This window comes from Herbaspirillum sp. YR522 (assembly GCF_000282575.1).
Taxonomy (GTDB): Bacteria; Pseudomonadota; Gammaproteobacteria; order Burkholderiales; family Burkholderiaceae_D; genus Herbaspirillum.
In genome coordinates this window covers 1-20,787 of the sequence record NZ_AKJA01000156.1, presented here as the reverse complement: position 1 = coordinate 20,787, position 20,787 = coordinate 1, and the positions used below count along the sequence as shown (strand labels likewise).

The window sequence follows — 20,787 nt, the reverse complement described above, 5'->3', positions numbered from 1 at the left end:
TCGGCGGTAGGGTTGGAGATGGTGTCGTTGTTACCTGGGCGATGATCAGCTGCCGCTGACCAGTGGCCGCTGGCGCCAGGCCAGCAGCGCCCCCACCAGCAGCGCCGCGGCCGAGAATGCCAGGCCCCGTTGCAGCCCGCCGGCGCTATCGGCAATCCAGCCGACAAACGTCGGGCCCACGATCTGGCCGGCGGCAAAGATGATGGTGAAGGCGCTGATGCCCGAGGCCCATGCCGATGGCGGCAGGTTGTGCCGCACCATTGCCGTGGTCGACGCCACCGCCGACAGGAAGCATCCGCCAAACAGGATGCCCGAGGCGAACACCGCCAGCGGTTGCGCCGTCAGTGCCGGTATCAAGGTGGCCACGCACAGCAGCGCATTGAGTATCGCCAGCGACTGGCCACCGTGGAACCGGTCGAGCATGCGCGCCCACAAGCGTGACGAGCAAAAGGTGGCCACGCCCAGCAGCGTGAAGAACCAGGTGATGCGCCCGGGCGCCATGCCTTGCTCATTGAGCAGCGCGATGACGAAGGTCATGTAGCCGATGTAGCCCAGCCCGAACATCAGGTAACCGAGCAGACCGAACAGCAGGCTGCGTGCCTGCCAGCTGCCTTGCGCGGCGGCCTGGGCGGCAGGCGCCGGGATCAGGCGCGCCGATAGCGACATCACGATGCTGGCCACCAGCGCCATGGCCGCCAGCATCAGCCACGCCCATTGCCAGGGGTGGGCCGCACCATGGGCCGCGGCCATGGCGATGATGGCGGGCACCGTGGGCGCTGTTATCGCGATGCCGATGCCGGTGCCGCCGTAGTACAAGCCCAATAACAGGCCGGCGCGCTGGCCATGCAACGCGGCCAGTCGGCTGACCAGCAGCCCGCCCGATACGAAGATGAAAGCGCTGGTGATGCCGGTGGCCACGCGTAGTGCAAGTTGTACCGAGGTGTCGGTGAACAGGCCGGGCGCCACCGTCAGCAAGGCGGTGCCGAAGGCGCCGGCAATCAGGATGCGGTGCGCCGCGTGGCGCCGCATCAGTGGCGGCGTGACCAGGGCGCCCAGCAGATAGCCGAGCGCATTGCCGGTGTTCATGCCGCCGGCTACCAGGTAGGACCAGCCGAGGTCATTGCGCATCGGCGCCAGCAGCAAGGCGTACGAGAAGCGCGCCACGCCCAGCGCGACCGCGGTGCCCAGCGACAGCGCCAGGGCGGCCAGGATCGGGTGGTGAAGGACGAACGGATGCGGTTGGTGCCCATTGGGGGCAGCAGTGGTGGACATGGGGTCTCCGGCGTGATGCCTGGCATTGTTGTCATGTGCCGCGTCAGTGTAGCCGAGCGGCGAAAATCAGGCAGCCGAGGCGTCGGCGTCGCCGAAATGCCGGCCCACCGCTTCGATGCAGGCGTCGACCACGGTGGGATCGAGCCGGGTACCGCGCAGGCGGCGGATTTCCTCGAGCGCGGCCTGCATGCCCATCGCCTTGCGGTAGGGACGGTCGGCCGACATCGATTCGACGATATCGGCCACGGTCAGGATGCGTGCCTCCAGCGGGATCGATTCGGCGTCGATGCCGCGCGGGTAGCCGCTGCCGTCCAGGTATTCGTGATGGCACCAGACGATCTCGGCCAGGTTCGAGGGGAAGCTGATCTTCTTGAGGACGTCGTAGCCGATCTGCACATGGGTCTTGAGGGTGGCGTATTCGTCCTCGGTGATGCGGCCGGGCTTGTTGAGCAGCCCCTGCGGGATCCTGGCCTTGCCGATGTCATGTACCTGCGCGGCCATGTGCAGCAATTCGATGCGCTCGGGCGCCAGGCCCATCTGGCGGGCGATCTCCACGCACAGCTCGGCGGTGCGGTCTTCGTGGCCCGGGGTGTAGCCGTCGGTGAGCCGGTGCATGGCGACCAGCGCTTCGACGATCTCGTGGTAGATCTTGTTCGAATTTGAATCTGAATCTGGCATTCCTGTCCCTGAACTTGCCCATCTGTCGGGCTGTTGCTCTAGCCTGCAGATGGCCGCCCCGAATGTCGGATAATAGCGGCTGCAATGGCGAGGCAGTTTACCTTTCACACGCACCGATGACAACCAAGCTTTCCACTCCCCGGGCCGCCGCGCCTGGCGCACCGGCACGCCCGGCCTGGCGGCGTATCGCCATCCCGCTGTTGTTCATGTTGCTGGGGGTGGTGTACGCCACCTGGGCGGCCCGCATTCCCGCCATTCGCGACATCCTGCAACTGGACGCGGCGACCTTGTCGATCGTGCTGCTGTGCGGCGGCGGCGGCGCGGTGGCTTCTTTCCCGTTGGCGGCGTGGATCACCGGCCATTATGGCGCGCGCCACGGCACGCTGTATTCGGGCCTGGTGCTGCTGGTGTCGCTGCCGTTGCTGGCGTTGGCGCCCAACCTGTGGCTGCTGATGGCGGCCAGCCTGTTGTATGGCGCGGCCTCGAGTTGCTTCGACGTGGCCATCAATGCGTTGGGCGCGCAGGCCGAGCATGAAGCGGGGCGGCCGATCATGTCGATGTTGCACGGCTGGTTCTGCGTCGGCACGTTTTCCGGGGCGCTGGCCGCCAGCGGCATCGCCGCCATGGGCGTGCCGCCGATCTGGCACTTCCTGCTGGTGACGGCGCTGTTCCTGCCGTCGCTGCGCATGGCCTATCTGGCGCTGCCCGACGACCGCCCCGAGCACGATCCGCATCGCAAGATATTCGCCGTGCCGCACGGACACCTGGTGGTGCTGGGCGTGATCGGTTTCTGCGGCGCCATCGTCGAGGGATCGATCGCCGACTGGAGCGGTATCTACATGAAGGACCACATCGGCGCCAGCGACGGTGGCACGCCGCTGGCCTATGCCGCCTTTGCCGGCATGATGCTGATCATGCGCATGGTGGGCGACCGCCTCAAGCAGCGCTTCCACGCGCGCCGGGTGGTAACGCTGGGCACGCTGGGCGCGGCCTGCGGCATGGCCATCGCAGTGGCGGCCGAATCGATGGGACCGGCGATCCTGGGCTTTGCCATCGCCGGTGCCGGGGTGGCGGCGGTGTTCCCGTTCGTGTTCAGCGCCGCTGGCAGGCATGGCTCGACGGCGCTGGCCGCAGTGGCCACGCTGGGCTACAGCGGCAGCCTGATCGGACCGCCGGCGGTGGGCTTCCTGGCGCACGGCTGGGGCTTGCCGGCATCGTTGGCGTTGATCGGGTTGCTGTGCGTGGCCATCGCCATCTGCAGCAGCCGGGCACGCTGGCTGGAATAAATCGACATTGTCTGGCCAGTCGCCGCGGTGCCTGGCCCATAAAAAAGGATCTTCATGCGCAATCTGGTACTGCTGCCAGGCTTCATGCTCAACCAGCACTTGTGGGACGACATGCACGCCGACCTGTCCACCCTGGGCTCACTCACCTTCGGCGACCTGGGCCAGGATATCGGTATCGAAGCCATGGCCGACGCCGTGCTGCGCCAGGCGCCGCCGGAGTTCGTGCTGTTGGGATTTTCGATGGGAGGCTTCGTGGCGCAGGCGGTGGCCTTGAAGGCCCCCGAGCGGGTGCGCGGACTGGCCTTGCTCAATACGTCATCGCGCCCGCAGACGGCGCAAGAGTCGGCTGCCACCAAGGCCCAGTTCGATATCGCCCAGCGTACCCCGTTCAAGGGCCTCACCTCGCGCGCACTGGCGTCCTCGCTGCACCCCGATCTCGCTACCGAGCGTAGCCTGCTCGATCGTCTGCAGGCGATGGCGCTGGCCAACGGCAAGGAGGTCTTCCTGCGTCAGTTGCAGACCCTGCGCGACAGCCATGCCGAGCAGCTCGGCTTGCTGCGTTGTCCCACGCTGATCGTGGCCAGCGACCATGACCGGCTGCGCTCGGTCGAGGAATCTGCCGAAATGGCGCGCCAGATCGATGGCGCGCGTTTCGAGATCGTGGCCGACTGCGGCCACATGACGCCCATCGAGAAGCCTGCCGAATTGTTCGAGATCATCCGCGACTGGGTGCAAGCCAGCGGTTTGTAGCGCAACGTCCAGGTCGGCCAGCGCCGCTGCCGCTGAGAATGGCAGCACCCGACCTGTGCATATACCAGTCCGAGCGCTGTGACGTGGGCAAAAAAAATGCCGTCCAGTGGCGAACTGGACGGCATTGCCGCTGGGACGGCGTCTTTTTCATCGATTCTTTCATGGCCGGCCTGAAGGCCGGACCCGGTTTGCTTACCGCTGGTGCTCGCTCTGCTTGGGCGGGGCGGCCGCGGCGCGATCGCCCGGGCCCTTGTTGGCCTCGTCCAGGCCGCCGGTGCCGCGCAGGTCGGTGTCGACCTGGCCTTGGCTGATATCGTCGTAGGCTTGCCGGATTTCCTGGCGCTCGACCTTGGGGCCACCCCTGCCGGCCTCGTTGCGGTCGAAGCTCTGGTCTTGCTCATGCGGCAGCTTCGGCTTGTCGTTTCTGGGATGACGATCTTTTCTGGTCCTGAGAAAGCTGGTCATGGTTTCCTCGCATCAAGTGTTATTGGTTGACTCCACCACCGGGACGACGGCAGGCGTGGCGGTTACGCTGCGTCCGTACGACCCGGTCAAAAGACAGGCGGGTAAAAATACGACACGATGCTGACAAAGAAGTGCCAACCGTTACAAATAAGCTGAAAACCGACTGGTTTGTCCGACAGAAGATTCGCACATGGTGCGTCAGACAACGCGTGATGCACCGAAACGGCGCCGGAGGAAGGGGATTACGCTGTTGGAGCCCGGCCGTGCCCGGCCGGTTCCCGTGTCATGTCACAGTGCCAGGCGCGCGCGCGCAGCGCGATATTGCGCTTCGAGGCGGTCGGTCATCTCGGCCACGGTGGGAATGTCCTCCATCAGTCCGACGCCCTGGCCCACGCCCCAGATGTCGCGCCAGGCCTTGGCCTTGCTGGCGCCGCCGGAGCCGAAGTTCATGGCGCTCTTGTCGGCGGCCGGCAGGTTGTCCGGGTCGAGCCCGGCGTTGATGATCGATTGCCGCAGGTAGTTGCCGTGCACGCCGGTAAACAGGTTGGTATAGACCACATCGGCGGCGCTGGCCTCGACGATGGCGTCACGGTAGGCCTGGTCGACATTGGACTCGACCGTGGCCAGCCAGCGCGAACCGATATAGGCCAGGTCGGCCCCCATGGCCTGGGCTGCCAGTACCGCATCGCCGGTGGCGATCGAACCCGACAGGACCAGTGGACCGTCGAACAGGCGGCGCGCCTCGCCGACCAACGCAAAAGGCGACAGTGGTCCGGCATGACCGCCGGCGCCGGCGGCCACCAGGATCAAGCCATCGACACCGGCCTCCAGCGCCTTCTCGGCATGACGCAGCGAAATCACATCGTGCAGCACGATGCCGCCATAGCCATGGACGGCGTCCAGCATTTCGCGAGGCGGCGCGCGCAGGCTGGAGATGATGATCGGCACCCGGTGCCGCACGCATACCTCGACGTCGTGCGCCAGGCGGTCATTGGACTGGTGCACGATCTGGTTGACGGCGATGGGGCCCACGCGGCGCTGCGGGTGCTGGTCTTGCCAGTCTTTCAACTCGCGCTCGAGCCCGGTGAGCCAGACATCGAGCTGCTCGGCCGGGCGCGCATTGAGCGCCGGGAAAGCCCCGACCAGTCCGGCCTTGCACTGCGCGGCCACCAGCGCCGGGCCACTGGCAATGAACATGGGCGAACAGATGATGGGCAGGCGCAGATCTTGCAAGGCTTTGGGTAGGGTCCTGGGCATGGTCGTCTCGTGGTTGTCGTTGTTTAGGGTCCGGGGGCCGCAATGTGCTGTCGATTATAGGTGAAAATATTACGGTCGTGCTTTTTGTTGCGGGAACGGTAAAACGGCCGTTTCGGTCTGAAAAAATCTTGCGGGATCGTGCGTGCATGTTATTTTTTGCAAACGCACTCCTGTTTTGGGTGGGGCTCGCCGGGAAGCGGCTCCAGTCGTGTTCAAGGCAACATCCGACGTCGTGGGGGAATCATGGGAAACTTCGATCTGGCCAGCATCATCATCGTGGCCGCACTGGGCATCGTGCTGGTGGCAGCGGCAGTGTGGCACCACCGTTCACTGAAGAAGGCGGTGCTCACTGGCGACAAGCGTCATGTGCGCGGCCTGCGCCGCTACCGTCACTGAGCGGCTGATCAGCCGCCGCGCCGGGCGGCCATGGCATTGCCGGCGCGACTGGCCGACTTGCGTCCCAGCTGGGCCGAGATGAATTGTCCGGCGTCGACCACCGCATCGAGATCGATGCCGGTGTCGATGCCCAGGCCTTGCATCATGTACAGCACATCCTCGGAGGCGACGTTGCCGGTGGCGCCCTTGGCATAGGGGCAGCCGCCCAGTCCGGCCACCGATGAGTGGAAGATCGTGATGCCTGCCTCCAGGCTGGCATAGATGTTGGCCAGCGCCTGCCCGTAGGTATCGTGGAAGTGACCCGACAGGCCCTCGATGGGGAACTCGCGCATGGCCGTTTCCATCACCGGGCGCACCTTGTCGGGAGTGGCCACGCCGATGGTGTCGGCAATGTCGATCTCGTCACAGCCCAGCTCGCGCAACCGGCGCACCACATCGGCCACCGCCGCCAACGGCACCTCACCCTGGTAGGGACAGCCAAAGGCGCAACTGACGGCTGCCCGCAGTCGCTTGCGATGGCGCTTGGCGGCCTCGGCCACTTCGCGGAAGCGTTCGATCGACTCGGCAATCGAACAATTGATGTTCTTTTGCGAGAAGGCCTCGGAGGCGGCACCGAAGATCACCACTTCATCGACGTCACCCGCCAGCGCTGCCTCGAAGCCCTTCAGGTTCGGTACCAGCGCCGAATACACCACGCCCGGACGGCGCTTGATATCGCGCATCACGTCGCCCGAGGTGGCCATCTGCGGCACCCATTTGGGCGAGACGAAGGCGGCTGCCTCCACATTGGGAAAGCCTGCCGCAGCCAGGCGCTCGACCAGTTCGATCTTGACCCCGGCGCCGATGGTCTGCTGCTCGTTCTGCAGGCCATCACGGGGACCGACTTCGACCATCTTCACTTTGCGGGGCAGGCTCATCTTGTGTCTCCGACGTTATTTATTGGTTGTTTCCGATGATACCAGCGCCGGGGGCGTCAAGCCGGCGACGCCTCCAGCCGCACGTCGGCCACCGTGCCACCGGTCAGCCGCTCCAGTTGCGCCGCCGTGAGGTTGAACACCGCATGCGGATGGCCGGCCGCAGCCCAGACGCTGGCAAAGCCGAACAGGTCGCGATCGATCAGCATCACTGGCTTGACCACGTGCCCCACCGGGCACACGCCGCCAATGGCGTAGCCGGTATTGTCGCGCACGAACCTGGCATCGGCGCGGCCCAGCGGCCCGACCAGCGCGGTGACCTTGGCTTCGTCGACGCGATTGCCGCCACTGGCGATGACCAACACCGGCGCGTTGTCGGACAGGCGGCGAAAGATGATCGACTTGGCGATCTCGGCGACGTCGCAGCCGACGGCGGCGGCAGCCTCGGCCGAGGTGCGTCCGCTGGACGGCAACATCACCACCGGCTTGTCATGTCCCAGGCTGGCCAGCAGGTCGGCCACGCGTTGTGCGGAAGAAGGTAGGGTCTGGCTCATCGGATCGCTGGAATGGAAAAAAACAGCCGACCATGATAGCAGTGCCCCGCCTCAGGCATCGAGCAGGTAGCCGCCCCGGCAACGTGCCGCACCTGCACGTTCCAGTTGCGCGGCGGCCCATCGCGCCAGCGCCTCGTCGCTCATCTGCATGAAACGCGCATTGGCGATCTTCAGCAGCGGGATATCGCGCATCATCGCCGGCAGGTCGTCGAGCGCGATACGCTGGCGCTCCAGCAGCAGGAACTTGAGCAACACCTTGATACCGTTGCGGGCGTTGCGCAGCGGGTCGGCCTGCAGGTAATCCAGCCGCGAGAAGGCACGCGCCAGGGCCGGGTCGACATCATCGAAGGGGGCGCCGTGGCCAGGGATCACCAGCCGTGGCGCAACGGTGCGGATCAGCTCGAGCGTGGCGCGCACCTCGTCGAAGCCGGCCTCGCCGTCGAGCTCGGGGAAGACCACGCCGAAGCCGTCGCGCCAGAATGCATCGGCCGACACCAGGATGCCTTCGCTGGCGCAATACAGCATCACCGAGTGCGGGTCGTGGCCGGGCGCGGCCAGCGCCTGCCAGTCGAGTTCACCCAGGCGCAGGCGGTCGCCGTGGCCGATGACGCCATCGAAGAAGAAGCGCGGGCATTGCTGGCCGGTGGCGCGATAGCTCAGCGCCGTCTCGTCCCAATGCCGGACTGCGTCGGCTTCACCGGCCGGGATCAGCGTGCGGCAGCGGTAGCGCGCTTGCAGCGCCGCATTGGCGCCGCAGTGGTCGGAATGCAGATGGGTATTGAGCAACAGGTCGAGCCCGCTGCGCTGGCGCGCCTGCAACACGTGATGCACCAGCGTCAGCGTCTGTTCGCTGTGGGTCACGTAGCCGCTGTCGACCATGGCCACCTGGTCGCGCCCGAAGAACAGCACATTGTTGGCCGACAGCCAGCCCCGTTCGAGCACGTGCATCGATGGCGGCAGGCACAAGGCGGGCGCGTTCATGGCCGTTGATCAGTCAGGACGAAAGTCGAGCAGCCGTGCCCCTTCGCGGACCTGGTCGCCGACGGCGTAGAGCAGCTCATCGATGACGCCGGCCGCAGGCGCTGCGATCGTGTGCTCCATCTTCATCGCCTCCATGATCAACATCGGCGCGCCGCGTTCGACGTGCGCGCCCTTGGCCGTCAGTATGGCCACGATCTTGCCCGGCATCGGTGCGGTCAATCGGTCGTCGCCGGCTTCGCCATCGGCGGCGTGCGCCAGCGGATCGAGCAGGCGCAGGCGGCTGTGGCCGTGGGCGTCGAATACATGCAGCAGCTCGTCGTGGCGCACTACCGTGGCCTGCAGCACGCGCCCGTCCAGGCGCAATTCGACATCGCTGCCGCGCATGCTGTCGAGTTGCAGCACATGTGACTGGCCACCGACCCGCAGCGTGTGGTGGCGGTCGCCGCCGGCGTAGGCCAGCTCGACTTCATGGTTGCCCGCTTCATCGGTAAATACCAGCGTTCGGTGCAGCCGGCCGTGGGCGCGCCAGCCATCGGTGTGGGACCAGGGGTCGGCGGTGCGGGCCTGCGCCTGTTGTTGCAACAGGCTGGCGACGGCCACCGCCAAGGTGTCGGGCAAGGGCGCGCCCGGCGCTGGCAGCAGCGTCTCGCGATGCCGTTCGATCAGCCCGGTGTCGAGGTCGGCGTTGGCGAACGCATGGCCGCTGACCAACCGTTGCAGGAAGGCGATGTTGGTCGCCAGTCCGACCACCTGGTATTGCGCCAGCGCACGCGCCATGTTGCGCAATGCACCGGCGCGGTCCGCACCCCATACGATCAGCTTGGCGATCATCGGGTCGTAGAACGGCGAGATCGCGTCGCCTTCGCGCACGCCGGCATCAATCCGAATTGCGGCCGGCTGTCCGGGATCGGCGCCATGCACCTGGAACGAGACGGCGTGGGCGGTGCGCAGATGGACAAGCGAGCCGATCGAGGGCAGGAAGCCCTTCTCCGGATTCTCGGCATAGACGCGGGCTTCGATGGCATGGCCATTGATCTGCAACTGATGCTGCTGCAACGGCAGCGGTTCGCCGGCGGCCACGCGCAGCTGCCATTCGACCAGGTCCTGGCCGGTGATCATCTCGGTGACCGGGTGCTCGACCTGCAGCCGGGTATTCATTTCCATGAAATAGAAGCTGCCGTCCTGGTTGGCGATGAATTCCACGGTACCGGCACCGACGTAGCCGACCGCCTGGGCCGCGGCAATCGCGGCCGCACCCATGGCCGCGCGCCGTTCGCCACTCATGCCCGGTGCCGGGGCTTCTTCCAGCACCTTCTGGTGGCGGCGCTGCACCGAACAGTCGCGCTCGAACAGGTAGATGCAATGGCCATGGCTGTCGGCAAAGACCTGGATCTCGATATGGCGGGGCCGGGTCAGGTATTTCTCGACCAGCACCTGGTCGTCGCCGAAGCTGGCCTGCGCTTCGCGCTGGCACGAGCTCAGCGCGGCGTCGAAGTCGGCGCCCTGTTCGACGATGCGCATGCCCTTGCCGCCGCCCCCGGCACTGGCCTTGAGCAGTACCGGATAGCCGATGCGGTCGGCCTGCTCGCGCAAGAACCCGGGTTCCTGCCGCTGGCCGTGATAGCCCGGCACCAGTGGCACCGCCGCGCCCTGCATCAATGACTTGGCAGCCGACTTCGAGCCCATGGCGCGGATGGCCGTCGCCGGTGGGCCGATGAAGACCAGTCCGGCCGCCGCGCAGGCGTCGGCGAAGTCGGCGTTCTCCGACAGGAAGCCGTAGCCGGGATGGATCGCCTGCGCGCCCATGGCCAGCGCGGCGGCGATGATCAGGTCGCCTCGCAGGTAGCTGTCGCGGGCCGGCGCCGGGCCCAGCCGCACGCCCTCGTCGCAGGCCTGCACATGCGCGGCCAGCGCATCGGCGTCGGAATAGACCGCGACCGTGGCAATACCCATGCGGCGCGCGGTGGCGGCAACGCGGCAGGCGATCTCGCCCCGGTTGGCGATCAGGATCTTGCTGAACATGGTTGTCTCCTCCATCAGCGATATGGAATACGCGGCGGGTCGAAAGTCAGATACGGAACACGCCGAAGCGGGTCTCGGCGATGGGCGCATTCAATGCCGCCGACAGGCCCAGCGCCAGTACCCTGCGGGTATCGACCGGATCGATCACGCCGTCGTCCCACAGGCGCGCCGAGGCGTAGTAAGGATGGCCCTGGGTCTCGTACTGGGCACGGATCGGGTCCTTGAAGGCCGCTTCTTCCTGCGCGCTCCAGCTGCCGCCACGGCCTTCGATGCCGTCGCGCTTGACGGTGGCCAGCACGCTGGCGGCCTGCTCGCCGCCCATGACCGAGATGCGGGCGTTGGGCCACATCCACAGCAAGCGCGGCGAGAAGGCGCGCCCGCACATGCCATAGTTGCCGGCGCCGAAGCTGCCGCCGATGATCACCGTCAGCTTGGGCACCGCGGCGGTGGCTACGGCCGTGACCATCTTGGCGCCATGGCGGGCGATGCCTTCGTTCTCGTATTTCTTGCCCACCATGAAGCCGGTGATGTTCTGCAGGAACACCAGCGGGATCTTGCGCTGGCAGCACAGTTCGATGAAGTGCGCACCTTTCTGTGCCGACTCCGAGAACAGGATCCCGTTGTTGGCCACGATGCCGACCGGCATGCCGTGCAGGTGGGCAAAACCGCATACCAGCGTGGTGCCGTAGCGGGCCTTGAATTCGGCGAATTCGCTGGCGTCGACGATGCGCGCGATCACCTCGCGCACGTCGAAGGGTTTGCGGCTATCGGTGGGGATCACGCCATACAGTTCGTGCGCCGGATAGCGCGGCTCCCGCACCGGCTGCAGCGCCAGTTGCTGCGGCTTGCTGCGGTTCAGGTTGGCCACCACGTCACGCGCGATGGACAAGGCGTGCAGGTCGTCCTGCGCCAGATGGTCGACCACGCCGGAGAGGCGGGTATGGACGTCGCCGCCGCCGAGCTCCTCGGTGCTGACCACCTCGCCGGTGGCCGCCTTGACCAGGGGCGGTCCGGCCAGGAAGATGGTGCCCTGGTCGCGCACGATGATCGACTCGTCGCTCATGGCGGGCACATAGGCGCCACCGGCGGTACACGATCCCATCACCACCGCGATCTGGGCGATGCCCTTGGCCGACATGTTGGCCTGGTTGAAGAAGATGCGGCCGAAGTGATCGCGATCGGGAAACACCTCGTCCTGGCTGGGCAGGTTGGCACCGCCGCTATCGACCAGGTAGATGCAGGGCAGGTGATTGAATTCGGCGATCTCCTGTGCCCGCAAGTGCTTCTTGGCAGTCATCGGGTAATACGTGCCGCCCTTGACGGTGGCGTCGTTGCAGACGATCACGCATTCCTGGCCGGCCACCCGGCCGATGCCGGTGATGATGCCGGCCGATGGCGCGGCATCCTTGAGCGTGCCCTCGCGGTCCTGTTCGCGGTACATGCCGTAGGCGGCCAGTGGCGACAATTCGAGAAAGGGCGTGCCCGCATCGAGCAGCATCTGCACCCGGTCGCGCGGCAGCAGCTTGCCGCGCGCCAGGTGCTTTTCGCGCGCAGCCTGGCCGCCGCCTTCGGCGACCTGGGCGATCTTTTGCCGCAGGTCGTCGACGATGGCCTGCATCGCCGCGCGGTTGTTCTCGAATTCCTCGCTGCGCAAGTCGAGCTTGCTTTCGATGTGCGGCATGGTGTCTCCTCCGGTGTGGTTCTAGCGGTCTTCGGGAAAGCTGCCGTCGACGTAATACCAGCGCGCCTGCCCCTGGGCATCGGGTTGGCGCACGAAGTTGCTGATCTCGTGCATGCGGTGCGCGCGTCCGGCGACCTTGAAGCGGGCCACGAATTCGACGGTGGCCTCGTCGCTGTCCTTGGCGTGGGTATGCTTCTTGATATCGAGTCCGATCCATTTGACGTCGGTCTCGCCGGTCAATTCTTCTTCCGGCAGCGTGTCGGCAAACCAGGTGGCGCGCAGGTAGGCCTCGTCGCGCAATACATAGGCGCTGTAGCGCGAGCGCATCAGCAACTCGGCCGTGGCCGGGATCTCGGCCCCCGAGATGAAACGGCCGCAGCACTTGGCAAACGACGGTTGGCCGCAAGGGCAGGGGACATTCTTGTTGCTCATCAGATCTTTCCGTTCTTCAGGAAGCTTTCCAGCTGGTTGAATCGGTCGAAGCCCCAGAACGACTCGCCGTCGACGATGACGAAGGGAGCGCCGAACACGCCGCGCTGCATGGCCTGCTCGGTGGCTTGCCGCAGGCGGTCCTTTACCGCGGGATCGGCCAGGGCGGCGGTCAGCGCGGCGCGGTCGATGCCCAGGTCGGCGGCGATGCGCAGCACGTTGTCGGGTTCGCCGATATCGATGTCCTCGGTGAAATAGGCGCTGAAGATGGCCTGCGCAAACGGCAACGCATGCTGCGGATCCTGCTGCTGCAACCACAGCATGGCGCGCGCGGCAGCCTGGGTGGCGATGGGGAACTTGCTCGGTGGCGTAAACAGCATGTTGTGAAAGCGCGCGGTGCGCTGCATGTCGTGCAGCGAATAGTCGCCTTTCTTCGGAATGGCCGTCAGCGGGCTGGTGCCCAGCGTCTTGAAGACGGCACCCAGCAAGACTGGATGCCATGCCACCTGGCGCTCGTGACGGCGCGCCAGCGCCTCGATCTCGAGCGAGCCGAAGTAGGCATAGGGTGAGGCGAAGTCGAAATAGAAATCGATGGGTGTGCTCATGGGTCTGGTCTTTATCAACAGGTCAAAGGGTGTCGGCGAACAGTTCGCGGCCGATCAGCATGCGGCGGATTTCGCTGGTGCCGGCGCCGATCTCGTACAACTTGGCGTCGCGCCACAGGCGCCCGGTGGGATAGTCATTGATGTAGCCGTTGCCGCCCAGCGCCTGGATCGCCTCGCCGGCCATCCAGGTGGCCTTTTCGGCCGAATACAGGATGGCGCCGGCGGCATCCTTGCGCAGCGCACGTATCCGTGCCGGATCGTGGGCCCGGTCACAGGCCTGGCCGACCGCATAGACGTAGGCACGGCAAGCCATCATGGTCGAATACATGTCGGCCAGCTTGCCTTGCATCAACTGGAATTGGCCGATGGCCTGGCCGAACTGGTGGCGCTCATGCACATACGGCACCACCGTATCCATGCAGGCCTGCATGATGCCCAGCGGGCCGCCCGACAGCACGGTGCGTTCGAAATCGAGGCCCGACATCAGCACGTTGACGCCACCGCCGACGCCGCCCAGTACGTTCTGCTCTGGCACTTCGCAATCCTGGAACACCAGTTCGCCCGTGTGCGAGCCGCGCATGCCCAGCTTGTCGAGTTTTTGCGCCACCGAAAAACCGGGGTAGCCCTTTTCCACCAGGAACGCGGTCATGCCGCGCGCGCCGGCATCGGGCTCGGTCTTGGCGTAGACCACCAGGACGTCGGCATCGGGGCCGTTGGTGATCCACATCTTGGTGCCGTTGAGCACGTAGCGGTCGCCCCGGCGTTCGGCGCGCAGTTTCATGCTGACCACGTCGGAGCCGGCGTTGGGCTCGGACATCGCCAGCGCACCGATGGATCGACCCGAGATCAGGCCCGGCAGGTAGCGCTCACGCTGGGCCTGGTCGCCATTGCGCTTGATCTGGTTCACGCACAGGTTGGAATGCGCGCCGTAGGACAGGCCCACCGAGGCCGAGGCGCGCGAGATTTCCTCCATCGCCACGATATGCGCCAGATAGCCCATGTCGGCCCCGCCGTACTCTTCGGGCGCGGTGATGCCCAGTACCCCGAGCTGCCCCAGCTTGGGCCACAGGTCCATCGGAAACTGGTCGCTGCGGTCGATCTCGGCGGCGCGCGGCGCGATCTCGGCCTGGGCGAAGGCGGCCACCGTCGCGCGCAGGGCGTCGATGTCCTCGCCGTGGTTGAAGTTCAGTCCTGGCAGGTCGATCATGCTTGTCTCCTCGTCTCGGGTTTTTATGGGCGATGCGAATTCGGGTCGGGCAGGTCAGGCTTTGTTCTGGTCGGTGGCCAGCGCCAGCAGGGCGTGGCATTCGTTCTCGTGGGCGCTGATCTCGGCCAGCGTCAGTTCCAGGTCTTCGCGCTGCCGCTCGAGCTTGGTCCGGTGCTGCTGCAGTACCGCCAGGAAGCTCTGCAACTGCGTCACCGTATCCTTGGGCGACTCGTACATGTCGATCAGGTCCTTGATCTCGGCCAGCGTGAAACCCAGGCGCTTGCCGCGCAGCGTCAGCTTCAGGCGGGTGCGCTGGCGCGCCGGATAGACCCGGTTGCGTCCCCCCGCGCCTTCGCGCTTGGGATCGAGGATGCCGTGGTCTTCATAGAATCGGATCGCGCGCGGCGTGATGTCGAATTCTTCGGCCAGTTCGGTGATGGTGTAGGTGGGCATAGGGCTCGGCGGCGTATAACGGGCGAAGGACAACGGCAGAGTCGGGGTGGTACTGGCACTTTACGTTAACGTAAAGTATATTGCCCTTCTGCGTCCAGTGAAAAATAGCTGACGCCTCTTCGATTGCTTGCCCAGGATATGCATGAACGCTCTTGAATCCCAGCTTGACTATGTATTCGGTGAACAATTGCCCGCGCCGGGCGCGGCCATCGAGGTCGCGCCCGGCGTGCGCTGGTTGCGCATGGGCCTGCCCTTTGCGCTGAACCACATCAACCTCTGGTTGCTCCGCGACGAGATCGACACCGAGCAGGGGCGGCGTGCCGGCTGGACCGTGATCGACTGCGGCATTGCCACCGACCCCACCCGCGAGGCCTGGGAGACGGTGTTTGCCAATGAGCTCGACGGCTTGCCGATATTGCGCGTGCTGGTCACCCATTGCCATCCCGACCACGTCGGCCTGGCCGACTGGCTGTGCCGCCGCTGGCAGGCGCCGTTGTGGATGAGCACGGGCGAATACGCCTTTGCGCGGGTGATGTCGGCGGCGCTGCCGGGCGCCGAGGGCACGGCGGCGACCCCGCATTTTCGCCGCCATGGGCTGGTCGATCCCGAGGTGGTGGCGACCTTGCAGGGGCGTAACAGCTATTACCAGGAGCTGGTGCCGGCGGTGCCGGTCGCGTATGTGCGCCTGCAGGATGGCGACACCGTGCACATCGGTGGCCATGACTGGGAAGTCATCACCGGCTTCGGCCATTCACCCGAGCACGTGTCGCTGCACGCATCCTCATTGGGGGTATTGATCTCGGGCGACATGGTGTTACCGCGCATCTCGACCAATGTCTCGGTATTCGCCATCGAGCCCGAAGCCGATCCGGTGCGCCTGTACCTGGAATCCTTGCGCAAGTACGCCCATGTGGCCGCGGACGTGGTGGTGCTGGGATCGCACGGCAAGCCATTTCGCGGCCTGCATACCCGCATCGCCCAACTGGAAGAACATCATCGCCTGCGCCTGGCCGAGGTGCTGGAGGCGTGCGCCACGCCCAAGACCGGGGTCGACATCCTGCCGGTGCTGTTCAAGCGCGCGCTCGACACGCACCAGCTCAGTTTTGCGCTGGGCGAATCGGTGGCGCACCTGCATATGCTCTGGTACCAGGGCAAGCTGCGACGCTCGCTCGATGCGGACGGGGTGTTTCGGTTCGTGGCGTTGTGAGCGGGTTGTTGGGGTCTTGGGGCGCGAACCCTGCTCTCAGTGAACTTCCGCCTGGAGAGACGACTTCCAGCCACGTATGACCATGTTGCGATAAAGCGTAACCCCTTGGGGGGTACGTAACGGGGTTCCTGGTCTTTCGCCGTGCAGTTGCAAAAGATGGGTGCTCATGCTCGTGGTTCTCCTCAATAAACGCGATCATCCCGCTCAAATAAAAAGCGGGTCTCGAAGTCCAGCTGGGGAGCGGGTGCGAGATTGTCGACGCGCACGCGATATATGCCTGGCTCGAATTTGGCGGCGTGGATATTCTGGGCGCGCCAGATCTCGTTGTCGGTCATGCGTTGCCCGTAGAAAGGCGAGCGTCCCGAGAAAAGCTTGTCGATGTGAACCGGGCGGCCCTTGTGCCTGCCTGCGGAATCGATGCGGATTCTCAACCTGACCGGAGAGGGGGGCGACTCACCGTCGTCCATGCCCTGGCCGCGATACATCTGCCGCAGGTGTTCTTTCTTGTCGTCGGGCCATTCGTCCCTCTCGACGAAGATGAGATTGAACTGGTAAGCACGTTCCAGATCTTTTACCCGCACCAGGAAATCGATTTGTTCACCCCCTTGCCGCAGCGGAAAAGCAAGGCTGTATCTGCTGTCGTGTACCTGCCCTTGCGCGCCCTCTCGTTTCGCACAACCAGACAAGGCGCCAGCCGTGAATACCGCCGCGAGTGCGGCGCCCAGTTTTTTTAATGCCTTGCGCATTTGCATCCGAGGCTCCACTGTCAGTGAGCGATCTCGGCGGGCATCCCGATGCTGGCGCTGATCATTGATGGGTTGATTTGCTGGTGGGGAATGTAGTGCGGCGAAACCTGGCGCAAGAAAATACGCATCTACCTTCGTAGCAGATTTCGATTAACTTCAGTCCTGGTGCCGGCGGCCGACTGGCGACGCCTGGTGCTGCTTGATCGTGGGCGCCGCACGGACATGAAAAAGCCCCGCCACGACATCGTCGTGCGGGGCGCTGGAGAACCGACAGATTGTTGCGTCAGCCTGCCTTCTTCTTCAATTCGCGTTCTTCCTTCTGCAGCTTGGTCTTGATGCGGTTGCGCTTGAGCGGCGACAGGTATTCGACAAACACCTTGCCCTCCAGATGATCCATCTCGTGCTGGATGCACACCGCCAGCAAGTCGTCGGCTTCCACCTCGAAGGGCTGGCCGTCGGCATCCTGCGCGCGCACCTTGACCCGCGCCGGGCGCTCGACGCCATCGTAGATGCCGGGGACCGACAGGCAACCCTCGTCGTAGACACGCTTTTCGTCACTGGCCCACAGCACCTCGGGATTGATGAATACCTGCAATTGCTTGCCCTCGTCGGAGACGTCGATGACGATCACGCGCTCGTGGACGTCGATCTGCGTGGCCGCCAGGCCCACGCCCGGCGCGTCGTACATGGTCTCGGCCATGTCGGCCACCAGGGTCTTGATGCGTTCGTCGAAGACGGTGACCGGCTTGGCAATCTTGTGCAGCCGGGGATCGGGATAACGGAGGATAGGGAGCAGGGCCATACGCGGTGCAGTGGTGATTTCAGACGTGGGACTTCGATGATAAGGCTCCCGAGGCTCGCAGGATTGTGAGCGTCGGGCAAATTCTTTTCTGGATGATTTTCAAAATTGGGGCTTCATCGCCCGCTTCAAGCACGACAGCGACAAAATCGGCGCTCGCCGCTTGGCAGTGGCGGCGCTGGCGCCAGGCGCGAAAAGTGTAGCACAGCGCCGCAGCGGCGATCTGTCCGATGATATCCCTGGAGCACACCATGACGTTGCAATTGCCCCACGTTGCCGACGACGAAGACCCCGCGGCGCTGGCCGCCTGGTTGCGCCTGGCGCTCATCGATGACCTCGGCAGCGCCGCCTGTCGCCGGCTGCTGGCCCGGTTCGGGCTGCCAGGCCAGGTGCTGCGCGCCTCCCAGGCGGCATTGCGCGAGTTGCTGCCGCCTCGCATGGCAGAGCTTGTCGGCGCCCGACCCAATGCGGTTTTGGGCGCCCGTATCCAGGCCGCGCTCGCCTGGGCGGCGCAGCCGGGACACGCGATCGTGACGCTGGCCGATGCCGGCTACCCGCCGTTGCTGCTCAATATCCCGGACCCGCCCCTGTTGCTCTACGTACGCGGGCGCACGGCCCTGTTGCAGGCGCCAGCGGTAGCGGTGGTGGGCAGTCGCAACGCCACGCGCCAGGGGGTAGAGCACGCGGCCCGCTTTGCTGCGGAGCTGGCCGGGGCGGGCCTGACGATCGTGTCGGGGCTGGCGCTGGGCATCGATGCCGCCGCCCACACCGGGGCCCTGGGCGAGCCAGGCTCGACGGTGGCGGTGATCGGCACCGGCATCGATATCGATTACCCGGCCGGCAACCGGGCATTGGCCGACCGGATCGCCCAGGCGGGTTGCATCGTGAGTGAATATGCGCTGGGCGCGCCACCGCTGGCGCATCACTTCCCGCGGCGCAACCGCCTCATCTCGGGCCTGGCGCGGGCGGTGCTGGTGATCGAGGCGGCGGCGCAGTCGGGCTCGCTCATCACGGCACGCCTGGCCGCCGAGCAGGGGCGGGATGTGTTCGCCCTGCCGGGCTCGATCCATTCGCCGTTGGCCAAGGGCTGTCACCGACTCATCCGTGAGGGCGCCAAGCTGGTCGAGACCACGCAGGACATCCTCGACGAACTGCCCGCTGGCCTGGCCGCTGTGCCGGCACCCAGGCCGCTCGATTGCCAGCCAGGCCATGGCATCGCCGGCCAGCAGGGCGGTAGTGCCGATGCGCGACTTGTCATGCAGGCAATGGGGCATGACCCGGTCGATCTCGACACCCTGGCAGCCCGCTGCGGGCTGGGTCCGGCTTGCCTGGCCGACGCGCTGCTGGTGCTGGAACTGGAGGGCCGGGTCGAGATGTTGCCAGGAGCGCATTATCGTCGTCTTGGGTAACCAAAATTGCGACCCCCGAAGTCCAAATTCCTGCCATACTGGACCAACTGACTTGTGCATTCATACCCTTCGCGATAGAGTAGAGCCATGTTTGATGTCCTCGTTTACCTGTACGAAACCTACTATCGCCCGGATGCCTGCCCCGAACCGGAGGCCCTGGTCAAGAAGTTGTCCGCGATCGGTTTCGAAGAAGACGAAATCTCGCAGGCGCTTGGATGGCTGACCGATCTTGAGGTGGCCAACCACGATTTCGCCGACCGTTATCCCAAGCAAACCGCGTTTTCCTTCGGCACCCGTGTCTACGTACGCCAGGAAACCGACGTGCTCGGCGTGGACGCGGTCGGGTTCATCCAGTTTCTCGAATCGGCCAAGATGCTCGACGGCATGCAACGCGAGATCGTCATCGAACGCGCCCTGGCCGCCGGCGAGGTGCCGATCACCCTCGAAAAGCTCAAGGTCATCGTGCTCATGGTGTTGTGGAGCCAGGGCAAGGAACCCGACGGACTGATGTTCGAAGAACTGTTCCTCGACGAAGACGACAACGAGCCGCGCCTGCTGCATTGAGATCATCCTCTGCCGGCGCCGCGACCGGGTGGGCTTATCTTGCTCTAATGCCAACTTCAATGCCGGATAACCTCTGCTGGAGGTTTTTCGCGCTTGCCGTTTCATTTGCAACACGCTTATCATTCCCCCGCATCGGCCTGTAATTGGCTACGATGCAAGATTCCGTTGTCCGCAGGCAATGAAGACGCCGTTGGCGTCGGCCCGGACCACATGGAGTTGTTTCGCGCGACAGCGACCCCAGATGACCGTGGTCATCCGCGTAGACACTTCAGCAACCGACCTGTCCCTAGAGACCCATACCTATGAGCAAGACCCTCATCATTGCCGAGAAGCCTTCTGTCGCGAACGATATCGCGAAGACGCTCGGTGGCTTTACCAAGCACGATGAGTATTTCGAATCAGACGAATTCATCCTGTCGTCGGCTGTCGGCCACCTGCTCGAGATCGCGGTGCCCGAAGAATACGACGTCAAGCGCGGCAAGTGGAGCTTCACCCACCTGCCGATGATCCCGCCGCATTTCGCCCTCAATCCTATCGCCAAGACCGAGTCGCGCCTGAAGGTGCTGGCCCGGCTGATCAAGCGCAAGGATGTCACGACCCTGATCAACGCCTGTGACGCGGGCCGCGAAGGGGAGTTGATCTTCCGCCTGATCGCCCAGTACACCAAGGCCAAGCAGCCGGTGAAGCGGCTCTGGCTGCAATCGATGACGCCGGGCGCGATCCGCGACGGTTTCGCACGCTTGCGCGACGACGAGGAAATGATGCCGCTGGCCAACGCCGCGCGTTGCCGCAGCGAAGCCGACTGGCTGATCGGCATCAACGGCACCCGCGCCATGACCGCCTTCAATTCGAAGGAAGGCGGCTTCTACCTGACCACCGTGGGGCGCGTGCAGACGCCGACCTTGTCGATCGTGGTCGAGCGCGAAGAGAAGATCAAGAAATTCGTCTCGCGCGACTACTGGGAAGTCCACGGCGAATTCGTCTGCGCCGCCGGCATCTACAAGGGCCGCTGGCTGGACCGCGCCCACAAGAAGGACGAAGGCGACGCCGAAAAGCGCCCCGAGCGCCTGTGGAGCCAGGCCGCGGCCGACTCGGTGGTGGCGGCCTGCCGC

22 protein-coding genes are annotated in these 20,787 nt (G+C 65.2%); 7 read left to right on the top strand and 15 right to left on the bottom strand.

Annotated features, from left to right (window positions below):
- Nucleotides 1-45: 45 nt before the first annotated feature.
- Together PMI40_RS21820 and PMI40_RS21815 are read right to left on the bottom strand one after the other, a co-directional pair.
- Entirely contained in the window at nucleotides 46-1,272 is a 1,227-nt protein-coding gene (locus tag PMI40_RS21820) for a YbfB/YjiJ family MFS transporter (protein WP_008119984.1), read from the bottom strand.
- Between the two features lie 66 nt (nucleotides 1,273-1,338).
- The gene (locus PMI40_RS21815) at nucleotides 1,339-1,950 is read right to left on the bottom strand and encodes an HD-GYP domain-containing protein (RefSeq protein WP_008119982.1); all 612 of its coding nucleotides are present in this window, start codon (nucleotides 1,948-1,950) and stop codon (nucleotides 1,339-1,341) included.
- Nucleotides 1,951-2,066: 116 nt separating this feature from the next.
- On the opposite strand from PMI40_RS21815, the gene PMI40_RS21810 reads away from it, so the two are divergent.
- Nucleotides 2,067-3,236: an MFS transporter gene (locus PMI40_RS21810; protein ID WP_008119979.1), complete on the top strand. Its 1,170-nt coding sequence runs from the start codon at nucleotides 2,067-2,069 to the stop codon at nucleotides 3,234-3,236.
- A gap of 54 nt (nucleotides 3,237-3,290) precedes the next feature.
- Nucleotides 3,291-3,986: an alpha/beta fold hydrolase gene (locus PMI40_RS21805; RefSeq protein WP_008119977.1), complete on the top strand. Its 696-nt coding sequence runs from the start codon at nucleotides 3,291-3,293 to the stop codon at nucleotides 3,984-3,986.
- Between the two features lie 192 nt (nucleotides 3,987-4,178).
- On the opposite strand, the gene PMI40_RS21800 is transcribed toward PMI40_RS21805, so the two are convergent.
- Both PMI40_RS21800 and PMI40_RS21795 read right to left on the bottom strand, forming a co-directional pair.
- Entirely contained in the window at nucleotides 4,179-4,451 is a 273-nt protein-coding gene (locus tag PMI40_RS21800) for a hypothetical protein (protein ID WP_008119974.1), read from the bottom strand.
- A 288-nt stretch (nucleotides 4,452-4,739) separates the two neighbouring features.
- The gene (locus PMI40_RS21795) at nucleotides 4,740-5,708 is read right to left on the bottom strand and encodes a nitronate monooxygenase family protein (RefSeq protein WP_008119972.1); all 969 of its coding nucleotides are present in this window, start codon (nucleotides 5,706-5,708) and stop codon (nucleotides 4,740-4,742) included.
- Nucleotides 5,709-5,951: 243 nt separating this feature from the next.
- Between PMI40_RS21795 and PMI40_RS24160 the strand changes: the two genes are divergently transcribed.
- Entirely contained in the window at nucleotides 5,952-6,104 is a 153-nt protein-coding gene (locus PMI40_RS24160; protein WP_008119971.1) for a hypothetical protein, read from the top strand.
- Nucleotides 6,105-6,112: 8 nt separating this feature from the next.
- Here PMI40_RS24160 and PMI40_RS21790 read toward each other — a convergent pair whose 3' ends face one another.
- The 9 genes from PMI40_RS21790 to PMI40_RS21750 are packed head-to-tail and all read right to left on the bottom strand — an operon-like array spanning nucleotide 6,113 to nucleotide 14,950.
- Nucleotides 6,113-7,021 (bottom strand): hydroxymethylglutaryl-CoA lyase, encoded by a 909-nt coding sequence (locus PMI40_RS21790; RefSeq protein ID WP_008119969.1) that lies wholly within the window; start codon nucleotides 7,019-7,021, stop codon nucleotides 6,113-6,115.
- Between the two features lie 56 nt (nucleotides 7,022-7,077).
- On the bottom strand, nucleotides 7,078-7,572 hold the full coding sequence (locus PMI40_RS21785; protein WP_008119967.1) for a YbaK/EbsC family protein: 495 nt from the start codon (nucleotides 7,570-7,572) through the stop codon (nucleotides 7,078-7,080).
- A 51-nt stretch (nucleotides 7,573-7,623) separates the two neighbouring features.
- A complete protein-coding gene (locus tag PMI40_RS21780) occupies nucleotides 7,624-8,553 on the bottom strand; it encodes an MBL fold metallo-hydrolase (RefSeq protein ID WP_008119965.1) in 930 nt (309 codons plus the stop codon).
- Nucleotides 8,554-8,562: 9 nt separating this feature from the next.
- Nucleotides 8,563-10,575 carry an acetyl/propionyl/methylcrotonyl-CoA carboxylase subunit alpha gene (locus PMI40_RS21775; protein ID WP_008119964.1) on the bottom strand — a complete coding sequence of 671 codons (2,013 nt, stop codon included), beginning with the start codon at nucleotides 10,573-10,575 and terminating at the stop codon, nucleotides 8,563-8,565.
- 46 nt (nucleotides 10,576-10,621) lie between these two features.
- On the bottom strand, nucleotides 10,622-12,256 hold the full coding sequence (locus tag PMI40_RS21770) for a carboxyl transferase domain-containing protein (protein ID WP_008119962.1): 1,635 nt from the start codon (nucleotides 12,254-12,256) through the stop codon (nucleotides 10,622-10,624).
- Nucleotides 12,257-12,277: 21 nt separating this feature from the next.
- Complete coding sequence (locus PMI40_RS21765) at nucleotides 12,278-12,688, bottom strand: YchJ family protein (RefSeq protein ID WP_008119960.1); 411 nt, start codon at nucleotides 12,686-12,688, stop codon at nucleotides 12,278-12,280.
- Nucleotides 12,688-13,290: a 2-hydroxychromene-2-carboxylate isomerase gene (locus PMI40_RS21760; RefSeq protein ID WP_008119958.1), complete on the bottom strand. Its 603-nt coding sequence runs from the start codon at nucleotides 13,288-13,290 to the stop codon at nucleotides 12,688-12,690. Before PMI40_RS21760 ends, PMI40_RS21765 begins: the two co-directional genes overlap by 1 nt.
- 22 nt (nucleotides 13,291-13,312) lie before the next feature.
- Nucleotides 13,313-14,497 (bottom strand): isovaleryl-CoA dehydrogenase, encoded by a 1,185-nt coding sequence (locus PMI40_RS21755; RefSeq protein WP_008119956.1) that lies wholly within the window; start codon nucleotides 14,495-14,497, stop codon nucleotides 13,313-13,315.
- Nucleotides 14,498-14,551: 54 nt separating this feature from the next.
- Nucleotides 14,552-14,950: a MerR family DNA-binding transcriptional regulator gene (locus PMI40_RS21750; RefSeq protein ID WP_008119954.1), complete on the bottom strand. Its 399-nt coding sequence runs from the start codon at nucleotides 14,948-14,950 to the stop codon at nucleotides 14,552-14,554.
- Nucleotides 14,951-15,092: 142 nt separating this feature from the next.
- On the opposite strand from PMI40_RS21750, the gene PMI40_RS21745 reads away from it, so the two are divergent.
- A complete protein-coding gene (locus tag PMI40_RS21745; protein ID WP_008119952.1) occupies nucleotides 15,093-16,157 on the top strand; it encodes an MBL fold metallo-hydrolase in 1,065 nt (354 codons plus the stop codon).
- 182 nt (nucleotides 16,158-16,339) lie between these two features.
- Here the strand turns inward: PMI40_RS21745 and PMI40_RS21740 are convergent, their stop codons facing one another.
- The gene (locus PMI40_RS21740; RefSeq protein ID WP_008119950.1) at nucleotides 16,340-16,909 is read right to left on the bottom strand and encodes a DUF5625 family protein; all 570 of its coding nucleotides are present in this window, start codon (nucleotides 16,907-16,909) and stop codon (nucleotides 16,340-16,342) included.
- Nucleotides 16,910-17,186: 277 nt separating this feature from the next.
- A complete protein-coding gene (gene def, locus PMI40_RS21735) occupies nucleotides 17,187-17,705 on the bottom strand; it encodes a peptide deformylase (RefSeq protein ID WP_008119947.1) in 519 nt (172 codons plus the stop codon).
- 248 nt (nucleotides 17,706-17,953) lie between these two features.
- Between def and dprA the strand changes: the two genes are divergently transcribed.
- The 3 genes from dprA to PMI40_RS21720 form a co-directional block, all read left to right on the top strand.
- On the top strand, nucleotides 17,954-19,111 hold the full coding sequence (gene dprA, locus PMI40_RS21730) for a DNA-processing protein DprA (RefSeq protein WP_008119945.1): 1,158 nt from the start codon (nucleotides 17,954-17,956) through the stop codon (nucleotides 19,109-19,111).
- Between the two features lie 87 nt (nucleotides 19,112-19,198).
- Nucleotides 19,199-19,675 carry a DUF494 family protein gene (locus tag PMI40_RS21725; protein ID WP_008119943.1) on the top strand — a complete coding sequence of 159 codons (477 nt, stop codon included), beginning with the start codon at nucleotides 19,199-19,201 and terminating at the stop codon, nucleotides 19,673-19,675.
- Nucleotides 19,676-19,977: 302 nt separating this feature from the next.
- Nucleotides 19,978-20,787: DNA topoisomerase (locus tag PMI40_RS21720; protein ID WP_008119941.1), on the top strand; the 810-nt coding region annotated here is incomplete at its 3' end.